A 21,074-nucleotide genomic window follows, 5' to 3' on the forward strand; every position below is an offset into this window, starting at 1 on the left:
GTGAAAAAGCAATTAATTTATTACTTTTGTAAATCATCAAATAGACAAACATTATGAGGAATACAATGAAATTTTTTGTTTTTGTAGCATTTATTTTTGCTGCACTTACAGCTTCGGCTCAGACGAGTCCTATAAAGTTAGGGCATTTAGATACGGATAAGCTGTTAAGTATAATGCCGGAATTTAAGGATGTACAGACGAAAATACAACAGAAATTTGAGGCTGCAAGGAAAGAGTCTGAGGATATGCGTGCGGAGTTTGCCAAAAAGTATCAAGAGTATCAGCAAAATGCGAAAACGTGGACTGATATTATCAGAGAAACGAAAGAGCAGGAATTGCAACAAATGAATCAAAGAATACAGGATTTTGATACGAATGCAGGTGAAAGATTGGATAGAGAGAGAAACGAGTTGATGGCTCCGCTTCTTGAAAAGATTAAAAAAGCGATTACCGAAGTGGGAAAAGAGAATGGGTATACCTATATCTTTGCAGCCGGTGCATTGCTGTTTGCAGCTGATAATAGCGATGATGTATTGCCTTTGATTAAGAAGAAACTCGGGATTCTATAAAGTCGATCCGATATAAAAAGCCGCCGATGGCGGCTTTTTTTTTGTTTAATATCTCGAAAAAGGTTATATTAGCACCTATATATAGAAAAGAAGTATGAGTTGTCCAATAGGGGTTTTTGATTCTGGTTATGGAGGGCTTACGATATTGAAAGATATTGTGAAAGAGATGCCTGGATACGATTATATTTATTTGGGCGATAATGCTCGGACACCGTACGGAACCCGATCCTTTGATGTCGTTTATGAATATACCCGCCAGGCGGTTTTTAAATTATTCGAAATGAATTGCCGGTTGGTCATACTTGCCTGTAATACCGCATCGGCCAAGGCTCTTCGTACGATTCAGCAGGTGGATTTACCTTTGATTGACCCGGAAAGAAGGGTGCTGGGGGTTATTCGTCCCAGCGTGGAGGCTGTTCCCCGTTTTACGACGAACGGGCATATCGGGGTATTGGGGACCAAGGGTACCGTGGCTTCCGGTTCCTATCTTATGGAAATTGCCAAGATACATTCGGAAAAGGGACTCCGGGTTACGCAACAGGCATGTCCCATGTGGGTTCCTCTGGTGGAGAATGACGAAATAGATTCGCCGGGGACGGATTATTTTGTAAGAAAATATGTTCAGGAGCTAATGGAAAAAGACCCGATGATAGATACGATTATATTGGCCTGTACCCATTATCCGCTGTTAAGAGAGAAAATAGATGAGATTATACCCGAGGGCGTGACTGTTGTTGAGCAGGGGGGCTTGGTGGCCCGAAGTTTAAAAGATTATTTGGAACGTCATCCTGAAATTGACGGGCGGCTTTCCAAAGAGGGGAAAATCATATATTATACGACTGAAAAAGGGGGTATGTTTGACCGGATGGCGGCTTTATTCCTGCAATCGGACGTAACTTCCCGGCATATAGAGATATAACCGTGACCTAAATCATGATGGATATGACAGAGCAGGAAATAATAGAGGCAGCTTTCGAGGATTTATTGAATTCCATGCGGAAGGGGACCACTGAAGAGAATAAGAGGTTAATTCGGGTGGCGTTTGAGTTTGCCAACGAGGCGCATCAGGGGGTTCGGAGAAAATCCGGAGAACCTTATATTCTTCATCCGATTGCTGTGGCCAAAATCGCGACGAAAGAGATCGGTTTGGGAACGAAGTCGGTGATCGCCGCTTTGCTGCATGATGTCGTGGAAGATACGGATTACACGGTAGAAGATATATCCAATCTGTTTGGGCCTAAAATCGCTTCTCTCGTGGATGGATTGACGAAAATCAGTGAGGTGATGGGATCGAATACCACGAAGCAGGCCGAAAGTTTTCGAAAAATGATCCTTACTTTGGCTGATGATGTTCGTGTGATTCTGATTAAAATTGCCGATCGTTTGCATAATATGCGCACGTTAGACTCCATGCCCGAACATAAGCAGGTGAAAATAGCGGGAGAGACGTTGTATATTTATGCTCCTTTGGCTCATCGTATGGGACTGCATGCGATAAAAACCGAATTGGAGGATTTGAGTTTGAAATATGAAAATCCGGAAGAGTATAAAGCTTTAGAAAAACGGATTCAAGCCTATAAAACCGAAAATACGAATCTTTTTCAGCAGTTTATTATTCCTATACGGGAGCGTTTGGCGGAGAATGGTTACCGGTTTGAGATTACGGCACGTACCAAGAGCGTCTATTCTGTTTGGTCTAAGATGCAACGTCGCCATATCTCGTTTGAGGAAATATACGATTTGCTGGCGGTACGTATTGTTTTCGTTCCCAAAAGTAATCAACCCGAAAAATGGCAGTGCTGGAACATATACTCCCTGATTACGGATTTGTACAGTCCCAAACCCGAGCGTATACGGGATTGGGTCAGTGTTCCGAAAGCGAATGGATATGAGGCATTGCATCTGACGGTAATGGGACCGGGGGGACGGTGGATTGAGGTTCAGATTCGTTCGGAACGTATGGACGAAATCGCGGAACGGGGATTAGCCGCCCATTGGAAATATAAGGGCGATACGGATGCTAATTCCGAATTGGATAAATGGCTGGCTGGGATCAAAGAGATGCTGGAACAACCGGGGACGGACGCTTTAGAGTTTCTGGATGAATTCAAAATGAATTTATACGCGAAAGAGATCCGGGTATTTACTCCTAAGGGAGATATGAAAACTCTCCCCAAAGGAGCAACGGCTTTGGATTTTGCTTATGATATCCATACCGAAATCGGAAATTCCTGCATCGGGGCAAAGGTCAATCATAAGTTGGTTCCCATGAGTCATGTTTTACAAAGCGGAGATCAGGTGGAGGTGTTGACGAGTGATAGGCAAAAGCCTCAGGGCGATTGGCTAGATTTCGTGGTTACGGCCAAGGCGAAAACGAATATAAGTGCGACTTGCAGGAAGGAAAAGAAAGAGCAGGTCCGGAATGGCGGAATGATTTTTGAGAAATTGCTGGAGGATATGCGTCTACCCGATTCCCCAGAGACAATGAGGAAAGCACTCAATCATTTGAAATTGAATGCAAAAGAGGATTTGTTTGTTAGCTTGGCTAAAGGGCATCTGGATGTGGAAGAGGTGAAGAGGGCATTGAAAAGAAAATCGGAAAATAAATTTGTAAAATACTGGAAATTACAGTTTTTCAAAAACGACAGATCAGATGCGGCGAAAGAGGGGGGAGCGGGAGATAAAAAGAAAAAGGATGAAAAGGTCTTTAATGATGTTGTGGAGGATGCCTCCGATTTTATTATTGCCCCTTGCTGTAATCCTATTCCGGGCGATGATGTCGTCGGAATGAAGATCGACGATAAGATTACCGTTCATAAACGTAAATGTCCCGAAGCCATTCGTTTAATGTCCCGTTACGGGGATCGAATTGTGCCTGTCAAGTGGGTTAGTCATAAGATTATGTCTTTTTTAGCCGTGATTAAATTGAACGGTATTGATAGTATGGGGATCGTGAGTGATATTACAATGATTATTTCTAAGGAGAATAACGTGAATATGCGCACGGTGCATTTTGAAACGAAAGACGGAATATTCGAAGGAATGATTCATTTATACGTACATAATACGGCGGATTTAAACAATCTGATGATGAAAATAGCTTCGTTGAAAGGAGTGGAAAACGTATCTCGAGTGGAGAATATAGACCTTTAATTAAAATTCTTCTAAATTAGATGAGCATGTTTTCGAGATTTGTTGTAATTTAGCAAAGTCATAAATCAAGTGCTTTGGACTCAATGGAAAAAATAAAGGAGACGGTAAAAGAGATTTTTACTACTTACTTGCAGCAAAAAGGACATCGTAAAACACCGGAACGATATGCTATTTTAGATGAGATCTATTCTCATACAGGACATTTCGATATCGAATCTTTGTATGTTTTTATGAAGAATAAAAATTACAGGGTAAGTCGGGCAACTTTGTATAATACGATTGATTTGCTGTTGGAGTGCAAACTGGTGATAAAACATCAGTTCGGAAATAATATTGCCCAGTTTGAAAAAGCTTACAACAACAGGAAACACGAACATATTGTATGTAAGGTATGCGGAAAGGTGGAAGAGTTTGCAGACCCTCGATTGGAGGAGATCGTTGAGCACGTGGAGGATAAATATGATTTTTCGGTTCATCATCATATGCTTTATATATATGGTGTCTGTCACGACTGCAAGTTGGCTGCTTCGAAATAAATATTACCTTTGTACGTTTGTTTTTTTAGTAATTGTTTTATAATCCAAAATCGTTGTGCTTACGCGGCGATTATAATTAAAATAGTATCAAATGAAAGTAGATGTATTGCTGGGGTTACAGTGGGGAGATGAGGGAAAAGGAAAGGTCGTTGATGTTTTAACGCCTCATTACGATGTGATTGCTCGTTTCCAAGGAGGTCCTAACGCGGGACATACGCTGGAATTTAACGGTGAAAAATATATTCTTCGTTCTATCCCTTCCGGAATTTTTCAGGGGGATAAAATAAATATTATCGGGAATGGTGTCGTGTTGGATCCTGCTTTATTTAAGGCGGAAGCAGAGGCACTCGAGGCGTCCGGTCATGATTTGAAGAAGAGATTGCATGTATCTAAGAAAGCCCATTTGATCCTTCCTACACATCGTTTCTTGGATGCTGCCTATGAGGTGGCTAAAGGAGATGCCAAAGTGGGAACGACGGGGAAGGGAATCGGACCGACTTATACGGATAAGATCAGTCGTAATGGCGTTCGCGTAGGGGATATTTTACATGACTTCGATACTAAATACGCGAAAGCAAAAGCTCGTCACGAACAGATATTGAAGAGTTTGAATTTTTCATACGATTTGTCTGCCGTTGAAAAAGAGTGGTTTGAGGGAATCGAATATTTGAAACAATTTCAATTGGTAGATAGCGAACATGAGGTCAATCATTCGTTGAAAGCCGGAAAGTCTATTTTGGCGGAAGGGGCACAGGGAACGATGTTGGATATCGATTTCGGTTCTTATCCTTTTGTGACCTCGTCCAATACCGTTTGTGCCGGAGCTTGTACCGGGCTGGGGGTGGCCCCGAGCCGTATAGGAGAGGTTTACGGTATTTTTAAAGCCTATTGTACCCGTGTCGGAAGCGGTCCTTTCCCCACGGAGCTGAAAAACGAGGTGGGAGATCGGTTGTGCGACCTGGGACATGAGTTCGGATCCGTTACTGGAAGACGTCGTCGTTGCGGTTGGATTGATTTGGTTGCGTTAAAATATGCCATTATGATAAATGGTGTCACGCAACTCATTATGATGAAAAGTGACGTGTTGGATTCTTTCGATACCATCAAAGCCTGTGTAGCTTACGAAATTGACGGAAAAGAGGTAGAGGATTTCCCTTTCGAAATCAATGATAACATCAAACCGGTTTATGTGGAACTTCCCGGTTGGAAAACCGATATGACCCGGGTGAGTTCGGAAGATGAATTTCCGGAAGAGTTTAATAACTATTTGACTTTTCTCGAAGAAGAGACGGGAGTGCCGATCAAGATCGTTTCCGTCGGACCGGATCGGGAACAAACGATCGTCCGTTATCAGGAGTAATATAAAATGGAGTGTCGGAGGACACTCCATTTATATTTTCTGTAAGATATAAACGGCGATACCACCGAGATAACCGAGGAGGGCGATCCATGTGATATGTTTGAGATACCAAACGAAATTGATACGTTCTAACCCCATGACCACAACACCGGCTGCGGAGCCGATGATGAGGATGCTGCCCCCGACTCCCGCGCAATAAGCCAGGAGTTCCCAAAAGGTACCGTTCGTGACGAAATTCATTAAATAGGGCGTGAGGGGTTGCGTTTCCGGGGTAACGAGAGGATACATGCCCATGGCGGCAGCCACTAAAGGAACATTATCGATGATGGAAGACAGTAATCCGATGATACCGTCGATAAGGTAGACATTGTCCAGTTTCTCGTTAAGGAAGGTGGCCATATGATTTAATATTCCTACGGTTTCTATAGCGGCAACGGCCAAAAGGATGCCAAGGAAAAAGAGTAGGGTCGAGTAATCTACTTTGGGGAGTATGGCCGAGACTCGGTAAGGGAAAGTCGTAGCGGGTGTTTTTTTGCGGTTGTAAAGAATCTCAAGGTATATCCATAACATGCCTAAAGCTAATAGGATGCCGACAAAAGGCGGTAAATGGGTTATGGATTTGAAAACGGGGACAAACAGCAAACCGACGATTCCCAGTAAAAGAATAATAAATTGCTCGCGATGGGAGACGGGTAAATTGTTGCCGGTAGTTGATGATGCGTTGGAAACGGTAGCCGTATCTCCTTTGATCTGAAAAGAGACGATGATCAGGGGTATCACGATAGAGATCAGGCTGGGAAGTAGAAGTTGTTTCATAATGCGAGCGGCGGTTATGTTGTCGTGTATCCAGAGCATAATAGTGGTGACGTCTCCTATGGGAGTCCAGGTTCCGCCCGCGTTAGCGGCGAGGATGACGATGCTTCCGAATATCCATCGTTCCGTTCGATCCGTAATCAGGCGACGTAACAACATGACCATCACCATGGCTGTCGTCAAATTGTCTAATACGGCCGACATGAAAAAAGTAAGAAAGGCGATAAGCCACAATAACTTTCTTTTACTTTTTGTTTTTATCTGCTTGGTAATGATGTCGAAGCCATGATGCGTATCTATGATCTCGACGATTGTCATGGCCCCGAGTAAATAAAATAAAATTTCGGCAATATTCCCTAAGTGGTCTATTATTTGCAGGTTAATAAGATACTGAATGGCTTGCTCCCGGAGAGAGAGAGAATGCAGAGAGGGATTTGCCGTAACGTATTCATGGAAAGAAGTGTTGTTGGCCGAGATAATGATATCCGGGCCCGCAAAGATACAAAGGGTCCAGAGTAGCATTCCTAACACCAAGGCCGTAGCGGTTTTATTAACCCCAAGGGAATGTTCGAGGGCAATAAACGTGTAACCTATGATGAATAGTAAGATAGCAATTGTGATCATATTCTTTTGTTTCTGATAAACATCATACGTTATTTTGCGTAAATTTGTTGGTATTCATAAATAGAAAAGAGAGGATATGATTTGGGATTTTATTTTTAGATTATTTGTTGCGGGTGTTTTAGGTGCGATTATCGGTTTGGATCGGGAATACCGGGCCAAAGAGGCTGGTTTTAGAACACATTTCTTGGTCGCTTGCGGTAGCGCTTTGTTTATGATTGTTTCAAAATATGGTTTTGAAGATGTTTTGGGAGATAAGGGTATAGGGTTGGATCCCAGTCGTATAGCTGCGCAGGTGGTGAGCGGGATAGGTTTTCTGGGGGCCGGTACTATTATTATTCAGAAACAGTTTGTACGCGGCTTGACGACCGCGGCAGGGGTATGGGCAACAGCAGCTATCGGACTTGCCGTGGGAGGCGGAATGTATTGGCTGGGTGTCGGGGCTATGGTTTTGACTTTACTGGGACTTGAAGGGTTGGGGTATTTGTTTAAGAGGATAGGGTTACGGAGTGTATTGTTGGTGTTCACGACAAGTGCGCGTGAAAATATTAAATTGGTCACGGATGAGATCGAACGCAAAGGACATACTATCGCAAGTTATTCGACGGAAACCGGACAATTAGGTGATTCTTCGACTTACCGGGTGACTTTAATTATAAAAACGAGAAGGGCAGGGGATGAAAGTTTGTTATTTCAATATATGCAACATCTTCCGGATATGATGATAGACCGTATGGAATGAAAAAAAAACTGCCTTACAGGGCAGTTTTTTCTATTGGTTTAATTTCCATGTTTGGAATGGAATTTCAAACGCATCAACCTCAGGTCTTCTTCCGCGTAATCCCCGTCGAACTCATCATAAGCATCTCCGATATTGTCGCTCTTGGCTTCCATGAAATAATCGAATATTTCCTGTTGCTGCTCTTCATCGAGGATTTTGTTAATATAGTAGTCGATGTTCAATTTGGTACCTGAAAATACAATAGCCTCCATCTCTTTGATTAATTCCTCAAAAGATAATCCTTCTGCGGAAGCGATGTCTTCCAGATCGATTTGGCGGTCGATATTTTGTATGATGTATACCTTAAATTTGGATTTATTGGCGACGGTTTTAACTACCATATCCTGAGCCCGTTCGATTTCGTTGTCATCCACGTATTGTTTGATCACCTCGACAAACTCCTTACCATATTTTTGAGCCTTTCCTGTTCCTACTCCTTGTATGTTAGCTAACTCTTCGAGGGTAATCGGATAGTTGATACACATGTCTTCCAGTGACGGGTCCTGGAAAATAACATAAGGGGGCAGATTGTTTTTCTTGGCTATCTTTTTTCTTAAATCTTTCAGTATGGCAAATAATGTGCTGTCTAACGCTGAAACACCCCCCTTTTCCTGAAGTTTCTCTTCAGATTCTTCAAAATTATGATCTTCCATCAGCATAAAATCTTTAGGTTCTTTTAAAAATTCGTGTCCTTTTTGAGTTAATTTAATGACACCGTATTGTTCAATATCTTTTTCTATATAACAGCTAACTAAGGCTCTTCTGAAAACCATATTCCAGAATTGGGGAGTTTTTTCAGAACCGATACCGAAAGATTCCAGTTCGTCGTGATGATACGATTTTATAGTAGAATCGGTTTCTCCCATCAGAATATTTACCAGATGCTCGACCTTGAATTTCTCTTTAACTTCCAGAATCGTATTTAAAGCGTCGATCAAATATTCTTTCCCTTCGAATTCTTTTTTGGGGAACAGGCAATTATCGCAGGAACCACAATTTTCTTCCTCGTAGGTTTCACCGAAATAGTGTAACAGGACTTTTCGCCTGCATAGGGAAGATTCCGCGTAAGAGACGGTTTCAAACAAAAGTTGTTTACCTATCTCTTGCTCCGCAATGGGTTTCCCCTGCATGAATTTTTCTAATTTCTGAATATCTTTATAACTATAAAAAGTCAGGCAATAACCTTCTCCTCCGTCTCTTCCCGCGCGTCCGGTTTCCTGGTAGTATCCTTCCAGACTTTTGGGTATATCGTAGTGGATAACGAATCTGACATCCGGTTTGTCAATGCCCATACCGAAAGCGATCGTTGCGACAATGACGTTTACCTCTTCCATTAAGAATTTGTCCTGATTCATGCTCCGGGTTGCCGCATCCATCCCCGCGTGATAAGCGGCTGCTTTGATGCCGTTCACACATAAGACTTCTGTCAGTTCTTCTACCTTTTTTCGACTCAGGCAATAAATAATGCCTGATTTACCCTCGTTGTTTTTAATAAATTTGATGATGTCTTTTGTCGGATCGATCTTCGGTCGTACTTCGTAATATAGATTAGGACGGTTAAAAGAAGATTTGAATACTTGGGCATCCAGCATATCTAAGTTTTTCTGAATATCGTGTTGTACCTTCGGTGTTGCCGTTGCCGTTAAGGCGATTATGGGAGCTTTCCCTATTTGTTCCACGATAGGACGGATTTTCCGGTATTCCGTACGGAAGTCATGCCCCCATTCGGAGATACAATGCGCTTCGTCCACGGCAAAGAAAGAGATATTGACCTTACGGAGGAATTCGATATTACTTTCTTTGGTTAATGACTCCGGAGCTACATACAATAATTTTGTTTTGCCGTTGAGTACGTCTTCTTTTACGCTTAATATGTCGTTTTTACTGAGAGAAGAGTTCATGAAATGAGCTACGCCTTCAGATTCGCTAAAGGAGCGCATTGCATCCACCTGGTTTTTCATTAAAGCAATCAGCGGAGAGATTACAATCGCTGTCCCTTCCAGAATGAGAGCGGGCAGTTGATAACATAAAGATTTTCCCCCTCCCGTAGGCATTAAAACAAAAGTATTGTTTCCTGCCAGTACATTCTTAATAATCTGCTCCTGATTCCCTTTAAAATTATCAAAACCGAAATACTCTTTTAATTTAGCATGTAAATCAATTTGCAATCCCATGATTTTATTAAAAATTTCTACACACCTCCATAGGAGGGAGTGCAAATTTATAACTTAATTTTTTTGTACAAACAAAATAGGCGATAATAAATCTATTCCTACACATTTTTGGGGCAATCGTAAAAAAATAATACTTTTGCCCTTAGTAAAGTTATAGACAAAAACCGAGTGTGCAATAAATTTTGATTTTTTTTTTTTGCTGAAACTCGTTTTTTGAAATTAATAAACGAAAAGGAGCATGGTAGACATAAAATCAATCGCCTTGAATGTGATTCGGGATGAGGCCGAAGCTATTCAGAATCTGTCCCGATACATAGATAAAGACTTTGAGGCTGTCGTAAAATTGATTTACGAGAGCAAAGGACGCGTCATTGTTACCGGTATCGGTAAAAGTGCCATCATAGCGACGAAAATTGTAGCGACCCTAAACTCAACGGGTACTCAGGCTATATTTATGCATGCCGCTGATGCTATTCACGGTGATTTGGGAATGATCCGGGAGGAGGATGTGGTTATCTGCGTTTCAAAAAGTGGAAATACTCCGGAGATAAAGGTACTCGTCCCGTTGATACGGAATATAGGTAATCATAACATCATAGCCATGGTCTCTAATACCGATTCTTTTTTGGCACAAAATGCGATGTATGTTTTGAAGGCAAAAGTGGAAAAAGAGGCCGGTCCTTTAAATTTAGCCCCGACAAATTCAACTACGGCACAATTAGTGTTAGGAGATGCATTAGCAATGTGTCTGATCGGTTGCAGAAGTTTTTCTAGTCGGGATTTTGCTAAATATCATCCGGGAGGTTCTTTGGGAAAACGTTTGTATTTAAGGGTCGCAGATGTTTTTGATAAAAATAATCGTCCTTGTATCAAGAAGGAAGCGGGAATTCGTCCGGTGATTTTAGCGATGTCGAAAGGAAGATTGGGAGCTGTTGCTATTGTGGACGAAAACGAGAAACTAATAGGGATTATTACAGACGGTGATTTACGGAGAATGATGGAGAAATATGAAGATGTCGACGGATTGACGGCAAACGATATTATGTCGAAGTCTCCGAAGACTATTTTTGAAGAGGAGTTGGCTTATAACGCCTATCGGTTGATGGAAAAAAATAGTATTACTCAACTGGTCGTTGTTGACGAGAAGTTACGTTATAAGGGAATCGTTCATTTACATGACATATTGCGCGAAGGGGTGGTTTGATGGGATCATGATTTTAAAGGTGGCAATGAAAAATTTAAAAGTGGGAGATTTTGAATATGATGAAACGCGCAAAATTCATTCTATTTTTATTTTTGTCTTTATGGATTACCGAATTATCGGCACAAACAACTAAAGTACGCGGACGGGTGACCGATGCCAAAACGGGAGAGCCTTTACCTTTGGTAAGTATCTCTTTTGTCGGAACTACGATCGGAATTACCACGGATTTTGACGGATATTATACAATTGAAACCCGCGCTGAAGTGTCGGAGATTATGGCGGCTTATCTTTCTTACGAGCGGCAGGTGGTAAAGATAAAGCCGGGAGCATTCAATACGGTGGACTTTAAACTGGTACCGGTTGTTACGGATTTAGAAGAAGTGATGGTGACTCCGGGGGAGAATCCTGCTCACGCTATTTTGCGTAATATCTCTAAAAATAAGAGACGAAACAACCCGGCCGAGAAGGACTCTTATCATTGTTCCACTTATACCAAAATGGAACTGGACGTGGCCAATATAAAACCGGAATTTAGAAATAAAAAACTGCAAAAGAATTTCGGCTTTATATTTCAATATATCGATACCTCTGTTATAACGGGTAAAGCTTATCTGCCCGTTATGATTTCGGAAGCTTCAGCTGACTATTATTATCGGAAAAACCCCCGCTTAAGCAGGGAAATTGTAAAAGCCAGTCGTATATCGGGCATAGAAGAAGATTATACCCTGGCCCAATTCACGGGACATCTGCACGTGAACGTGAACCTGTATGATAATTATATTAATATTTTTGAAGTAAACTTTGCCAGTCCTTTAAGTGAACACGGATTGATGTATTATAAATATTTTTTGGTGGATAGTGTTCAAAAGGAAGGGAGAAAGATATATAAGATTCGTTTCCATCCCAAGGGAAAATCGATTCCGGTTTTCGACGGAGAGATCAATATCGATTCTTTGACCTGGGCTTTGGAGTCCGCTACCTTGCGTATGGTAAAGGGATTAAATGTAAACTGGATTCGAGATTTGGTGATTGAAAATACCAACGAGCTGGTGAATGATTCGACCTGGTTTTTGAAACAGGACAAAATCATGGCGGATTTTACCGTGCAAATGAAAGATTCCTCTAAGTTGATATCTTTTATGGGACACCGGCAAATCGACTATTCAGATGTAAGGATTAACGAGGATATTCCGCCGGAAATTGCCAGGTTGGATAATGATATGATATTGAGTGAGGATGTGTTGAAGAATGATGAGAGTTATTGGCAGTCGGTGCGTCCTTATCAGTTGAGCGAACGGGAACAGAATATCTATAATATGGTAGACTCGATAAAGAATGTGCCTTTGTATCAAAACATATATGATTTGATCAATACGGTGCTGTTCGGTTATTATCCGGTGAAAAAAGTGGAGTTGGGACCTTATTATAAGTTATTCAGTTTTAATAAGCTGGAAGGTGCAAGATTCCAGCTGGGAGCCCGTACCACGAGTGAATTCAGCAAGAAAATACGCCTGAGCGGTTACGGTGCTTACAGTACGAAAGACAATGAATTTAAAGGAGGGGGGAGTGTGGAGATCGTATTCAATACGTTGCCGACTTCCAAAATGACGATCGGGGGTAAACATGATGTGCTTCAATTGGGTGCGAGCGAAAATGCTTTCACTACCGGAAATATTTTAAGTTCTATTTTCTCCCGGGGTAATAATGAAAAATTGACGCTTATCAATCAATTTGATTTACGGTATGAAAAAGAGTGGTGGTCGTGGTTTACCAATACTTTTGCCTATGAATACAGACAGATGTTTCCTACCCCTTATGTGGATTTTTTCCGTCCGGATAGTATGGAGGTAAGCCAGATCCGTACCTCACAATTCCGCTTGGGATTGCGTTTTTCTAAAAATGAGGTAGTGGTACGTAAGACTTTCGACAAGATGTCTATGGGGTCTAAATACCCTATTGTCGGTATGGATTTGATCGCAGGTGTAAAAGGGGTTTTTAACAGTCAATACAATTATCAACGTTTGGAGCTTTCCGTTAAACATGATTTTACGATTGCTCCGATAGGTTACAGCGACGTTATGTTGTCCGGAGGGAAAATATTCGGAAAAGTTCCCTATCCTTTGTTGAAATTGCATGAAGGGAATGCGACCTATTTCTATGATCCTTATGCTTTTTCTTGTATGAATTTCTACGAGTTTGCCTCGGATTTGTGGGGAGCTGTTTTCTGGGAACATCATTTCCGGGGATTTTTCTTGAGTAAAATTCCGTTAATGAAGCGGTTGAAGTGGCGCGAGGTGGCGACAGTAAAAGCGTTGTGGGGATCTTTGTCCGATAAAAATAACGGAAGCCGACCCGACACGGAAGCTTTGTTGCTCTTTCCCCAAGGAATGTCTTCGGTTTCGAAACCTTATATAGAGGCTGGGTTCGGTGTTGAAAATATATTTCGATTTATTCGTATCGATGCCATGTGGAGAATAACTCATCGGAAGGATAAAGATAGGCAGGACGTGGATAATTTTGCCATTAATTTTTCCTTGCATTTGAATTTCTGACGGAGAGTTATCGTATAGGCAAATTGTCACTTTTGATCATTTTTGGGTGACGGCTTTTACTTTTACGTCGAAAAGAATTATCTTAGCGCGATAAAACTGAATAATATGAAATTAAGGGCTGAGGATCTGGTAAAAAAATACAAAAGCAGAACCGTCGTAAAAGGAGTTTCGGTAAACGTGGAGCAAGGGGAGATCGTGGGGTTGTTAGGGCCGAACGGGGCAGGAAAGACGACCTCTTTTTATATGATCGTAGGTTTGATCAAACCGAATGGCGGACGTATTTTTTTGGACGATACGGAAATTACGACGGAGCCGGTGTACCGGAGAGCTCAACTGGGAGTCGGTTATCTGGCGCAGGAAGCTTCCGTGTTCAGACAACTGAGCGTGGAAGATAATATCAAAGCCGTACTGGAGATGAGTAAGTTCCCGAAAGATTATCAAAAGCAACGTTTGGAAGAGATGTTGGATGAGTTCGGGTTGCAGCATATTCGAAAAAGCAAAGGTATCCAACTGTCGGGGGGAGAACGTCGGCGTACGGAGATTGCGCGGGCTTTATCCATTTCTCCGAAATTTATTTTGTTGGATGAACCGTTTGCCGGTGTCGATCCCATTGCCGTGGAAGACATTCAGAGTATAGTACAGAAATTGAAAGAGAAGAATATCGGTATTTTGATTACGGACCATAACGTACAGGAGACCTTGTGTATTACCGACCGGGCTTATCTGCTGTATGACGGACGTATATTGCAATCGGGTTCAGCGGAACAATTGGCGGAAGATCCGGAGGTGAGACGCGTATACTTGGGAAAGAATTTTGAACTAAGAAGGAAAAAATAAAAAAAGGTTTAAAAATTTTGGAACTGATAAAAAAGCACTATATTTGCACCGCAAATTAGCAAGCGGGCGTGGCGAAATTGGTAGACGCACTAGACTTAGGATCTAGTGCCGCAAGGCGTGGGGGTTCGAGTCCCTTCGCCCGCACTTGAGAAAGAGCTGGCCGCCTTCATTTAGGTGGCTTTTTTGTTTGTTTTATCATTATTATCATTTATCATAGAGAAGTATGAATATAACACAAACCCAGATCGATGACCTTAACGCAACTCTTAAGGTTCAATTAGATAAGGATGACTACGCTACCCGCGTGAACGATGCATTGAAGGAGTATCAGAAGAAAGCAGTAATTGACGGTTTTCGTAAAGGTAAAACTCCCTTTGGGATCATAAGGAAGATGTACGGTAAGGCCGTGTTGATAGAGGAGATCAATAAATTGATAGGAGAAGGGCTGACCAAATATATTCAAGACAATACACTGAATTTGCTTGGGGAACCGCTTCCTAACGAAACGGAAGGACAGGATTTGAATTTGGATCAGGAGAATTTCGAATTTACTTATGATATTGCATTGGCTCCCGTGATGAATGTGAAGTTGAGCAAGCGTGAGAAAGTACCTTATTATACGATAAAGATTGATGATGAAATGATAGACAAACAGGTCGAGAGTATCTGTAAAAATAGCGGAAGTCTTGAGGTCGTTGATGTTGTTGAAGGGACAGAGTATTTGAAAGGTGAGCTGATCGAATTGGACGAAAACGGGAAACCGAAAGAGGGAGGAATTCGCAATGAGGATGCTTCTGTTTCCGTGTATCATATGAAGGACGAAGAGGCTCGTAATGCTTTTATCGGGGCAAAAGCGGGAAGTGAAGTTATTTTCAATCCGGCAAGAGCTTATCCGAATAAGACTGATTTTGCCGCCATGTTGGGAGTAAGCAAGGAGGAGGCTGAGAAAGTTAAGTCTGATTTCTGTTTGATTGTCAGTGAGATAAAAAGATATGTCGATGCGGAAGTTAATCAGGCATTGTTTGATAAATTATATGGAGAGGGTGCGGTAAAGAGTGTGGAGGAGTTTCGCGCTAAAGTAAAAGAAGATTTAGGAAACCAGTTTAAGGGACATAGTGAATATCGTTTCTCTGTGGATGCTCGCGATAAAATGCTGAAAAAGAATGAGGATGTTGTTTTGCCGGAAGCTTTTTTGAAACGTTGGATGGTGGCTACGAACAGGGAGATGACACCCGAATCGGTAGAGAAGGACTTCGATTCTTATCGGGAGGAGTTCAAGTGGCAGTTGATTAAGACTGCTATGGTTAAGGAGTACGAAATAAAGGTAGAGGATGAGGATATGAAAGGAATGGCTCGTGAGATTGCGGCAGCTCAATTGCAACAATACGGATTGTACGGTCTGACCAATGAACAGTTGGACGGTTTTGCCGTTCGTTTGTTGGAAGATCAAAAGCAACGTGCCAATATGTACGAGAGAGCTTTGGAGAATAAAATTTTCGCTACCGTGAAAGAAGGTGTAAAATTGGAGGAGCAGTTGGTAACGATGGATGAATTCGGGAAATTGTTTGAGAAGTAATTTTTTTCAATATAGAAAAAACTGCCGGAAAATTTTTTCCGGCAGTTTTTTTATGTTTCCTATTGTTTTTAACATGTTTTGTTTTTAAAATGGAATAGATTACTCTATTTTTGCTGTATGAATAAAGTCTTGTATCTGATCTTGTTATTGCAATTTGTTTCGTGTTTTACTTTTGCTCAAGCTCGGCATCCCGCTAATATAAGAATAAGTGCAGATTTTAAAGATACCCCCATTTTAAAGGTATTGGAAGAGATAAAGCAAAAGAGCGGAATCAGTTTTTTATGTAATCACGAACAAGTTCGGGAACTTCCTCCCGTTACCAAACGTTTCCGGTCGGAGACGATAGAGAATATATTGAAATTTTGCCTGAAAGATTCCGGACTTGATTTTCAGTTTGTCAATCGTGTTATTATTATTACTCCCATGGAGCCTGAGATGATAAATAAAATGGAGATTTCCGGTCGGGTATATGATATCTCCGGACTTCCTTTACCCGGAGTAACCGTGAAGTTGGATGGGACTGTTGTCGGGGTCTCCACGGACCGAGAGGGGCGATTTCGGTTGGATATTTACCCTCGTGAAGCGGGAGTTCTTCTTTTTTCTTTTGTCGGGATGAAACCGCGAAGGATTCCGATTATTCAGGGGCGGACAACGGGTATAAGTGTCTTTCTGGAAGATGATCCGGAATTGATAGATGAAGTGGTGATTACCGGTTATTCTAATTATGCGAAAGGTAGTTTTACCGGAAACTCAACAACTATTTCCGGAGATAAATTGCTGAGGGTTTCAAAAACCAATCTTTTGAGTGCCATTCAGACGTTTGAACCTTCTTTCCGAATCCATGGGAATAATGAATGGGGATCAGACCCGAATACCTTGCCGGAACTTTACGTGAGGGGACGGTCGGGTATAGGAGTCACGGAGTTAAGCAAGGAAGATTTGACGAAGTCGGCCTTGGAAAATAATTCCAATTTGCCGACGTTTATTCTGGACGGTTTTCAGATTGATATTCAGAAAGTGTACGATATGGATATGGATCGGGTGGAGAGTATCACGATTTTGAAAGATGCGGCGGCAACGGCGATGTATGGTTCCAGGGCCGCCAATGGTGTTATCGTTATTACCACTCGGGGAATACGGCCGGGAAAATTGCATGTCGGCTACCGTATGAATGGGGAGGTGGCGTTTCCTGATTTGTCGGATTATAATCTGATGCATGCGGCAGAAAAAATTGAAACCGAACGGTTGGCAGGTTTGTTCGAACCGGATAATGCCTCTTCTGAGGTAGCGGGACTTGCGGAGTATAATAGTAAGTTGAAACAATTGGCTAAAGGAGTCGATACCTATTGGCTGTCGAAACCGGTACGTGCGGTTTTCAATCATAAACACTCGCTGGTTATGGAGGGGGAGACCGGAAACCTGCGGGTGGGGGTGGACTTTCTTTATCACCAACAGAACGGTGTTATGAAAGGTTCTTTCCGGAACCGGACCGGTGGAGGTTTAAACCTCGATTTTCGTTATCGTTCTTTGCAACTTCGGAACAGGATATCTTATTACGCTGTCCGGTCGGAGGATTCCCCTTATGGGGTATTTAGCGATTATACGAAACAGCTGCCTTACGACGAATATCGGGATGATAAAGGAGACGATCTGCCTTATTTACAAAATTGGCATTCCGGCCCCTTGAAACTGAATCCTCTTTATGAAGCCGGTTTAAAGAGTTTTGCTTATTCGAATTATAATCAATGGATCAATAATTTCGATATAAACTGGTACGTGAATGATTACCTCTCTTTTAAAGGAGGAATCAGTGTGAGTCACCGGACTTCGGAGCGGGAGGAGTTCACGGATCCGCATTCCTTGAAACCGGTAAATCTGGAGAGTACATTGAAAGGCTATTTGGACATAAGAAAGGGAAAAGCTCCGGAGTGGAATACGAATGCTTTGGTAACCTATGACAGGTCGGTGGGGGTACATTATATTCATATGACGGTAGGAATAAATATTCGTTCTTCCCGGACTGAGTATATATCTTCTGCTTACCGGGGATTTGCTTCAGGGGATTTACATTCTCCCAATTATGCCATGGAAGTCGTTGTAAAACCGACGTTGGGAGAGGTGACCAAAAGACTTTTGGGTGTATTCGGGAGTCTGAATTATGCTTATCGCTCGATCTATTTGTTTGATGTTGCCGGGCGTGTGGACGGTTCTTCCGAATTCGGAAAAAATAGACGGTTCGCCCCTTTTTGGTCGTTGGGTGCGGGAATCAATCTGCACCATTGCTCTTTTATGAAAAAAGGGTCTGCTGTGGATCGTCTGAAGGTAAGGATGAGTTACGGGCAGACGGGGAAAGTGGATTTTCCCGCCTATTGTGCCATCTCCACTTACGAGGTGACCTTGGATGACCTGTATAAAACGGGTTCCGGGGTTTTGATGAAGACTTTGGGAAACCCTAATTTGAAATGGGAACGGACCAATACGATGGATATCGGAATGGAACTGGAACTGTTTAAGGGGGTGTTGGCTTGTAATTTGAGTTATTACGATAGTCGCACGCGCGATTTGATTACGGATGTGACGATTGCAGCCTCTTCCGGCTTTCCCTCTTACAAAGATAATTTGGGAGAGGTACGGAATCGGGGAATCGAATTGTCATTGAGTGGAAACTTGATAAATAAATCCGATATTCATTTGAATGTGTACGGTAATTTGTCGCATAATCGGAATCGAATAATGAAGATTTCCGATGCCTTGAGAGAGTATAATCGAAAAGTTGACGGGTACTATGGAGACTATCACGAGGGGCTGAGTGATTTAAAATATACCCGTCCATTGTTGAAATACGTGGAGGGGGGATCTTTAACCGCCATTTGGGGAATGCGCTCTTTGGGAATCGATCCTTCCACGGGGAAGGAGCTGTTTCTTGGTCGACAAGGAACGATGACCCAGGAGTGGAAGTCCGGAGAACAAGTTGTCATTGGAGATTACGAACCGGATGTTCGCGGAGCTTTCGGATTTAATGTGAAATACAAGGGATGGACATTATTCGCCTCTTTTCTTTATGAGTTCGGAGGACAGCGATACAACGAGACCTTGGTTCGAAAGGTGGAAAATGTAGATATTGCCGAAGAGAATGCAGATCGTAGGGTTTTGTTGGAAAGATGGCGTAAACCGGGGGATAAAACATTTTTAAAAGATATTCGGAATAGGGAGTTAACCCGGCCGACCTCCCGTTTCTGTCAGGATTATAATGTACTCTCTTGGGATGCGGTGTCGTTGGGATATGATTTGGATCGAATAGGGACGGAACGTTTGGGAATAGAAACCATGAGACTGGAATGGAGTATGAATGATGTGTTTCGTTTCTCCTCCATAAAAGAAGAGAGAGGTATTTCTTATCCTTTTGCCCGGAATATGAGTCTTACTTTAAAAATATCTTTTTAATGAAATCGGTATTGGGGATAATAGCTGTTTTGATCGTATTTGCGTTTACCTCTTGTGAAAAATGGTTCGAGGTAACTCCGGCCGGAGAGGTGGCGGAGGATGATCTGTTTCGGAATGCAGAAGGATTTCGGAACTCTCTGAACGGAATATATCAGGGTATGAGTAGGGCTTCACTTTATGGCCAGGAGTTGTCCTGGGGTTTCATCGATGTGTTGGCTCAGTATTATGACGTGAGAAATTGCAATGATATCGGTTATCGGGTGGTTATTGATGCGGATGATTACAATTATTCTCACGCGACCGTTCGGCCGAGATTGGATACGCTATGGATAAATGCCTATCATTTGATAGCCAATTGCAACACCCTTCTAAAACGGATAGAAAAGACAGATTCATCTTTGTTCAGGGATGGAGGCGGGGAGTTGGAGAGGCGATTGATAGAGGGAGAAGCATTGGCTATTCGGGCTTTTCTTCATTTCGATATATTACGGCTTTTTGCTCCGGCTCCTCTCGTTCATAGTGGAGAAAAGCGGGTGCCTTATTGTGATCAGGCCCCCTCTGTTAATTTTCCTCGTTTAACAACGGAGGAGGTGTTGGGGAAAGTCATCCGGGATTTGGAAAAAGCCAAAAGGTTGACAGCTTCGTTTGATACCCTTTACCAAACTCAGATAATGTTGGTGGATTGTCGTTTAGGAGATTCGAAATTGGCCGGGGTAAGCGATTTCCTGTCTTTTAGGGGGTATCGGTTAAATTATTATGCTATATGCGGGTTATTGGCCCGGGTGTATCTCTATCAGGGAGATAAGGCGTCGGCGATGAGAGAGGCGGAGAAAATGATTTACTCTTCTCTCTTTTATTTTTCAGAACCGTCGGAAGCTAAAAAGGGGAATTTAAAACTATATGATGATGTTATTTTCGGACTGTATAATAATAAATTGGTTGATATATACGGAGCTTTGAATGATGAGGGGCGTACCTCTTACTCCTATCTTTTTTTGAAAGATCGAGAAGAGCTCCGGGATGAGGATCCGGATGACGTGAGGGTGGGCGAAAGTTTGGTGGTTAAACGAAAGGATAGGGACGTATGTGGTAAGTATTTTTACGTGGCTCCTCCGGCTTATCGCTTAAACAACAAATTGATACCCGTATTGCGTCTGAGTGAATTGTATCATATCTATATCGAATGTGTATATGATTTGGTCGGAGAAGAGAGAGCAAAGGCGGTGTTCGCCTATTTACGCTTTTGCCGGGGATCCCGACGGGAACTCTCCTTAGGGAGTAAGGAGCGGCTTTATCGCGAACTACTGTGGGATGCCCGCAAAGAGTATACGGCTGAAGGACAGTTGTTCTATATGTATAAAAGACTGAATCGGAATATTACGGTTGATGGTAAGACCTATGGAATGTCGAAGAATTTTGTATTTCCTCTTCCGGAGGTAGAGACTAATATATGA

General features: G+C 42.3%; 14 protein-coding genes and 1 tRNA gene. 13 read left to right on the plus strand and 2 right to left on the minus strand.

Features of this window, described 5'->3' with window-relative positions:
• Positions 1-53 precede the first annotated feature (53 nt).
• The 5 genes from PGR74_RS06620 (at position 54) to PGR74_RS06640 (ending at position 5,618) form a co-directional block, all read left to right on the plus strand.
• Entirely contained in the window at positions 54-569 is a 516-nt protein-coding gene (locus PGR74_RS06620) for an OmpH family outer membrane protein (RefSeq protein WP_041504339.1), read from the plus strand.
• A 94-nt stretch (positions 570-663) separates the two neighbouring features.
• The gene (murI, locus tag PGR74_RS06625) at positions 664-1,488 is read left to right on the plus strand and encodes a glutamate racemase (RefSeq protein WP_041504340.1); all 825 of its coding nucleotides are present in this window, start codon (positions 664-666) and stop codon (positions 1,486-1,488) included.
• A gap of 23 nt (positions 1,489-1,511) precedes the next feature.
• Positions 1,512-3,722, plus strand: a complete 2,211-nt coding sequence (locus PGR74_RS06630; protein ID WP_041504464.1) for a RelA/SpoT family protein — start codon at positions 1,512-1,514, stop codon at positions 3,720-3,722.
• An 83-nt stretch (positions 3,723-3,805) separates the two neighbouring features.
• On the plus strand, positions 3,806-4,258 hold the full coding sequence (locus PGR74_RS06635) for a Fur family transcriptional regulator (protein WP_041504341.1): 453 nt from the start codon (positions 3,806-3,808) through the stop codon (positions 4,256-4,258).
• Between the two features lie 91 nt (positions 4,259-4,349).
• Positions 4,350-5,618 (plus strand): adenylosuccinate synthase, encoded by a 1,269-nt coding sequence (locus PGR74_RS06640; protein WP_041504342.1) that lies wholly within the window; start codon positions 4,350-4,352, stop codon positions 5,616-5,618.
• Between the two features lie 30 nt (positions 5,619-5,648).
• Here the strand turns inward: PGR74_RS06640 and nhaD are convergent, their stop codons facing one another.
• Complete coding sequence (nhaD, locus tag PGR74_RS06645; protein WP_041504343.1) at positions 5,649-7,055, minus strand: sodium:proton antiporter NhaD; 1,407 nt, start codon at positions 7,053-7,055, stop codon at positions 5,649-5,651.
• 76 nt (positions 7,056-7,131) lie between these two features.
• Between nhaD and PGR74_RS06650 the strand changes: the two genes are divergently transcribed.
• On the plus strand, positions 7,132-7,794 hold the full coding sequence (locus PGR74_RS06650; RefSeq protein WP_041504344.1) for an MgtC/SapB family protein: 663 nt from the start codon (positions 7,132-7,134) through the stop codon (positions 7,792-7,794).
• Positions 7,795-7,832: 38 nt separating this feature from the next.
• Here PGR74_RS06650 and recQ read toward each other — a convergent pair whose 3' ends face one another.
• The gene (recQ, locus tag PGR74_RS06655; RefSeq protein ID WP_041504345.1) at positions 7,833-10,007 is read right to left on the minus strand and encodes a DNA helicase RecQ; all 2,175 of its coding nucleotides are present in this window, start codon (positions 10,005-10,007) and stop codon (positions 7,833-7,835) included.
• 238 nt (positions 10,008-10,245) lie between these two features.
• Between recQ and PGR74_RS06660 the strand changes: the two genes are divergently transcribed.
• The 7 genes from PGR74_RS06660 to PGR74_RS06690 all read left to right on the plus strand — a co-directional run bounded on the left by PGR74_RS06660 (position 10,246) and on the right by PGR74_RS06690 (position 21,074).
• A complete protein-coding gene (locus tag PGR74_RS06660; RefSeq protein ID WP_041504346.1) occupies positions 10,246-11,211 on the plus strand; it encodes a KpsF/GutQ family sugar-phosphate isomerase in 966 nt (321 codons plus the stop codon).
• A gap of 56 nt (positions 11,212-11,267) precedes the next feature.
• The gene (locus PGR74_RS06665; protein WP_110688811.1) at positions 11,268-13,763 is read left to right on the plus strand and encodes a DUF5686 and carboxypeptidase-like regulatory domain-containing protein; all 2,496 of its coding nucleotides are present in this window, start codon (positions 11,268-11,270) and stop codon (positions 13,761-13,763) included.
• Positions 13,764-13,868: 105 nt separating this feature from the next.
• A complete protein-coding gene (gene lptB / locus PGR74_RS06670; RefSeq protein ID WP_041504347.1) occupies positions 13,869-14,600 on the plus strand; it encodes an LPS export ABC transporter ATP-binding protein in 732 nt (243 codons plus the stop codon).
• A 62-nt stretch (positions 14,601-14,662) separates the two neighbouring features.
• Positions 14,663-14,744: transfer RNA gene (locus PGR74_RS06675), tRNA-Leu, on the plus strand.
• A gap of 79 nt (positions 14,745-14,823) precedes the next feature.
• Entirely contained in the window at positions 14,824-16,176 is a 1,353-nt protein-coding gene (gene tig, locus PGR74_RS06680) for a trigger factor (RefSeq protein WP_041504348.1), read from the plus strand.
• A gap of 117 nt (positions 16,177-16,293) precedes the next feature.
• The gene (locus PGR74_RS06685) at positions 16,294-19,620 is read left to right on the plus strand and encodes a SusC/RagA family TonB-linked outer membrane protein (protein WP_041504349.1); all 3,327 of its coding nucleotides are present in this window, start codon (positions 16,294-16,296) and stop codon (positions 19,618-19,620) included.
• Positions 19,620-21,074, plus strand: a complete 1,455-nt coding sequence (locus PGR74_RS06690; RefSeq protein WP_270516858.1) for a RagB/SusD family nutrient uptake outer membrane protein — start codon at positions 19,620-19,622, stop codon at positions 21,072-21,074. The genes PGR74_RS06685 and PGR74_RS06690 overlap by 1 nt, the downstream gene beginning before the upstream one ends.

The organism is Sanguibacteroides sp. AM78-02pH3A, from assembly GCF_027666085.1.
GTDB lineage: Bacteria > Bacteroidota > Bacteroidia > Bacteroidales > Marinifilaceae > Gabonibacter > Gabonibacter massiliensis.

Bases quoted from the DNA above. Each gene is read 5' to 3' on its own strand.
- PGR74_RS06660 (WP_041504346.1), top strand. From the start codon at position 10,246: ATGGTAGACATAAAATCAATCGCCTTGAATGTGATTCGGGATGAGGCC.
- lptB (WP_041504347.1), top strand. From the start codon at position 13,869: ATGAAATTAAGGGCTGAGGATCTGGTAAAAAAATACAAAAGCAGAACC.
- PGR74_RS06635 (WP_041504341.1), top strand. From the start codon at position 3,806: ATGGAAAAAATAAAGGAGACGGTAAAAGAGATTTTTACTACTTACTTG.
- nhaD (WP_041504343.1), bottom strand. From the start codon at position 7,055: ATGATCACAATTGCTATCTTACTATTCATCATAGGTTACACGTTTATT.
- PGR74_RS06650 (WP_041504344.1), top strand. From the start codon at position 7,132: ATGATTTGGGATTTTATTTTTAGATTATTTGTTGCGGGTGTTTTAGGT.
- recQ (WP_041504345.1), bottom strand. From the start codon at position 10,007: ATGGGATTGCAAATTGATTTACATGCTAAATTAAAAGAGTATTTCGGT.
- PGR74_RS06640 (WP_041504342.1), top strand. From the start codon at position 4,350: ATGAAAGTAGATGTATTGCTGGGGTTACAGTGGGGAGATGAGGGAAAA.
- tig (WP_041504348.1), top strand. From the start codon at position 14,824: ATGAATATAACACAAACCCAGATCGATGACCTTAACGCAACTCTTAAG.
- PGR74_RS06665 (WP_110688811.1), top strand. From the start codon at position 11,268: ATGATGAAACGCGCAAAATTCATTCTATTTTTATTTTTGTCTTTATGG.
- PGR74_RS06620 (WP_041504339.1), top strand. From the start codon at position 54: ATGAGGAATACAATGAAATTTTTTGTTTTTGTAGCATTTATTTTTGCT.
- murI (WP_041504340.1), top strand. From the start codon at position 664: ATGAGTTGTCCAATAGGGGTTTTTGATTCTGGTTATGGAGGGCTTACG.
- PGR74_RS06685 (WP_041504349.1), top strand. From the start codon at position 16,294: ATGAATAAAGTCTTGTATCTGATCTTGTTATTGCAATTTGTTTCGTGT.
- PGR74_RS06630 (WP_041504464.1), top strand. From the start codon at position 1,512: ATGACAGAGCAGGAAATAATAGAGGCAGCTTTCGAGGATTTATTGAAT.
- PGR74_RS06690 (WP_270516858.1), top strand. From the start codon at position 19,620: ATGAAATCGGTATTGGGGATAATAGCTGTTTTGATCGTATTTGCGTTT.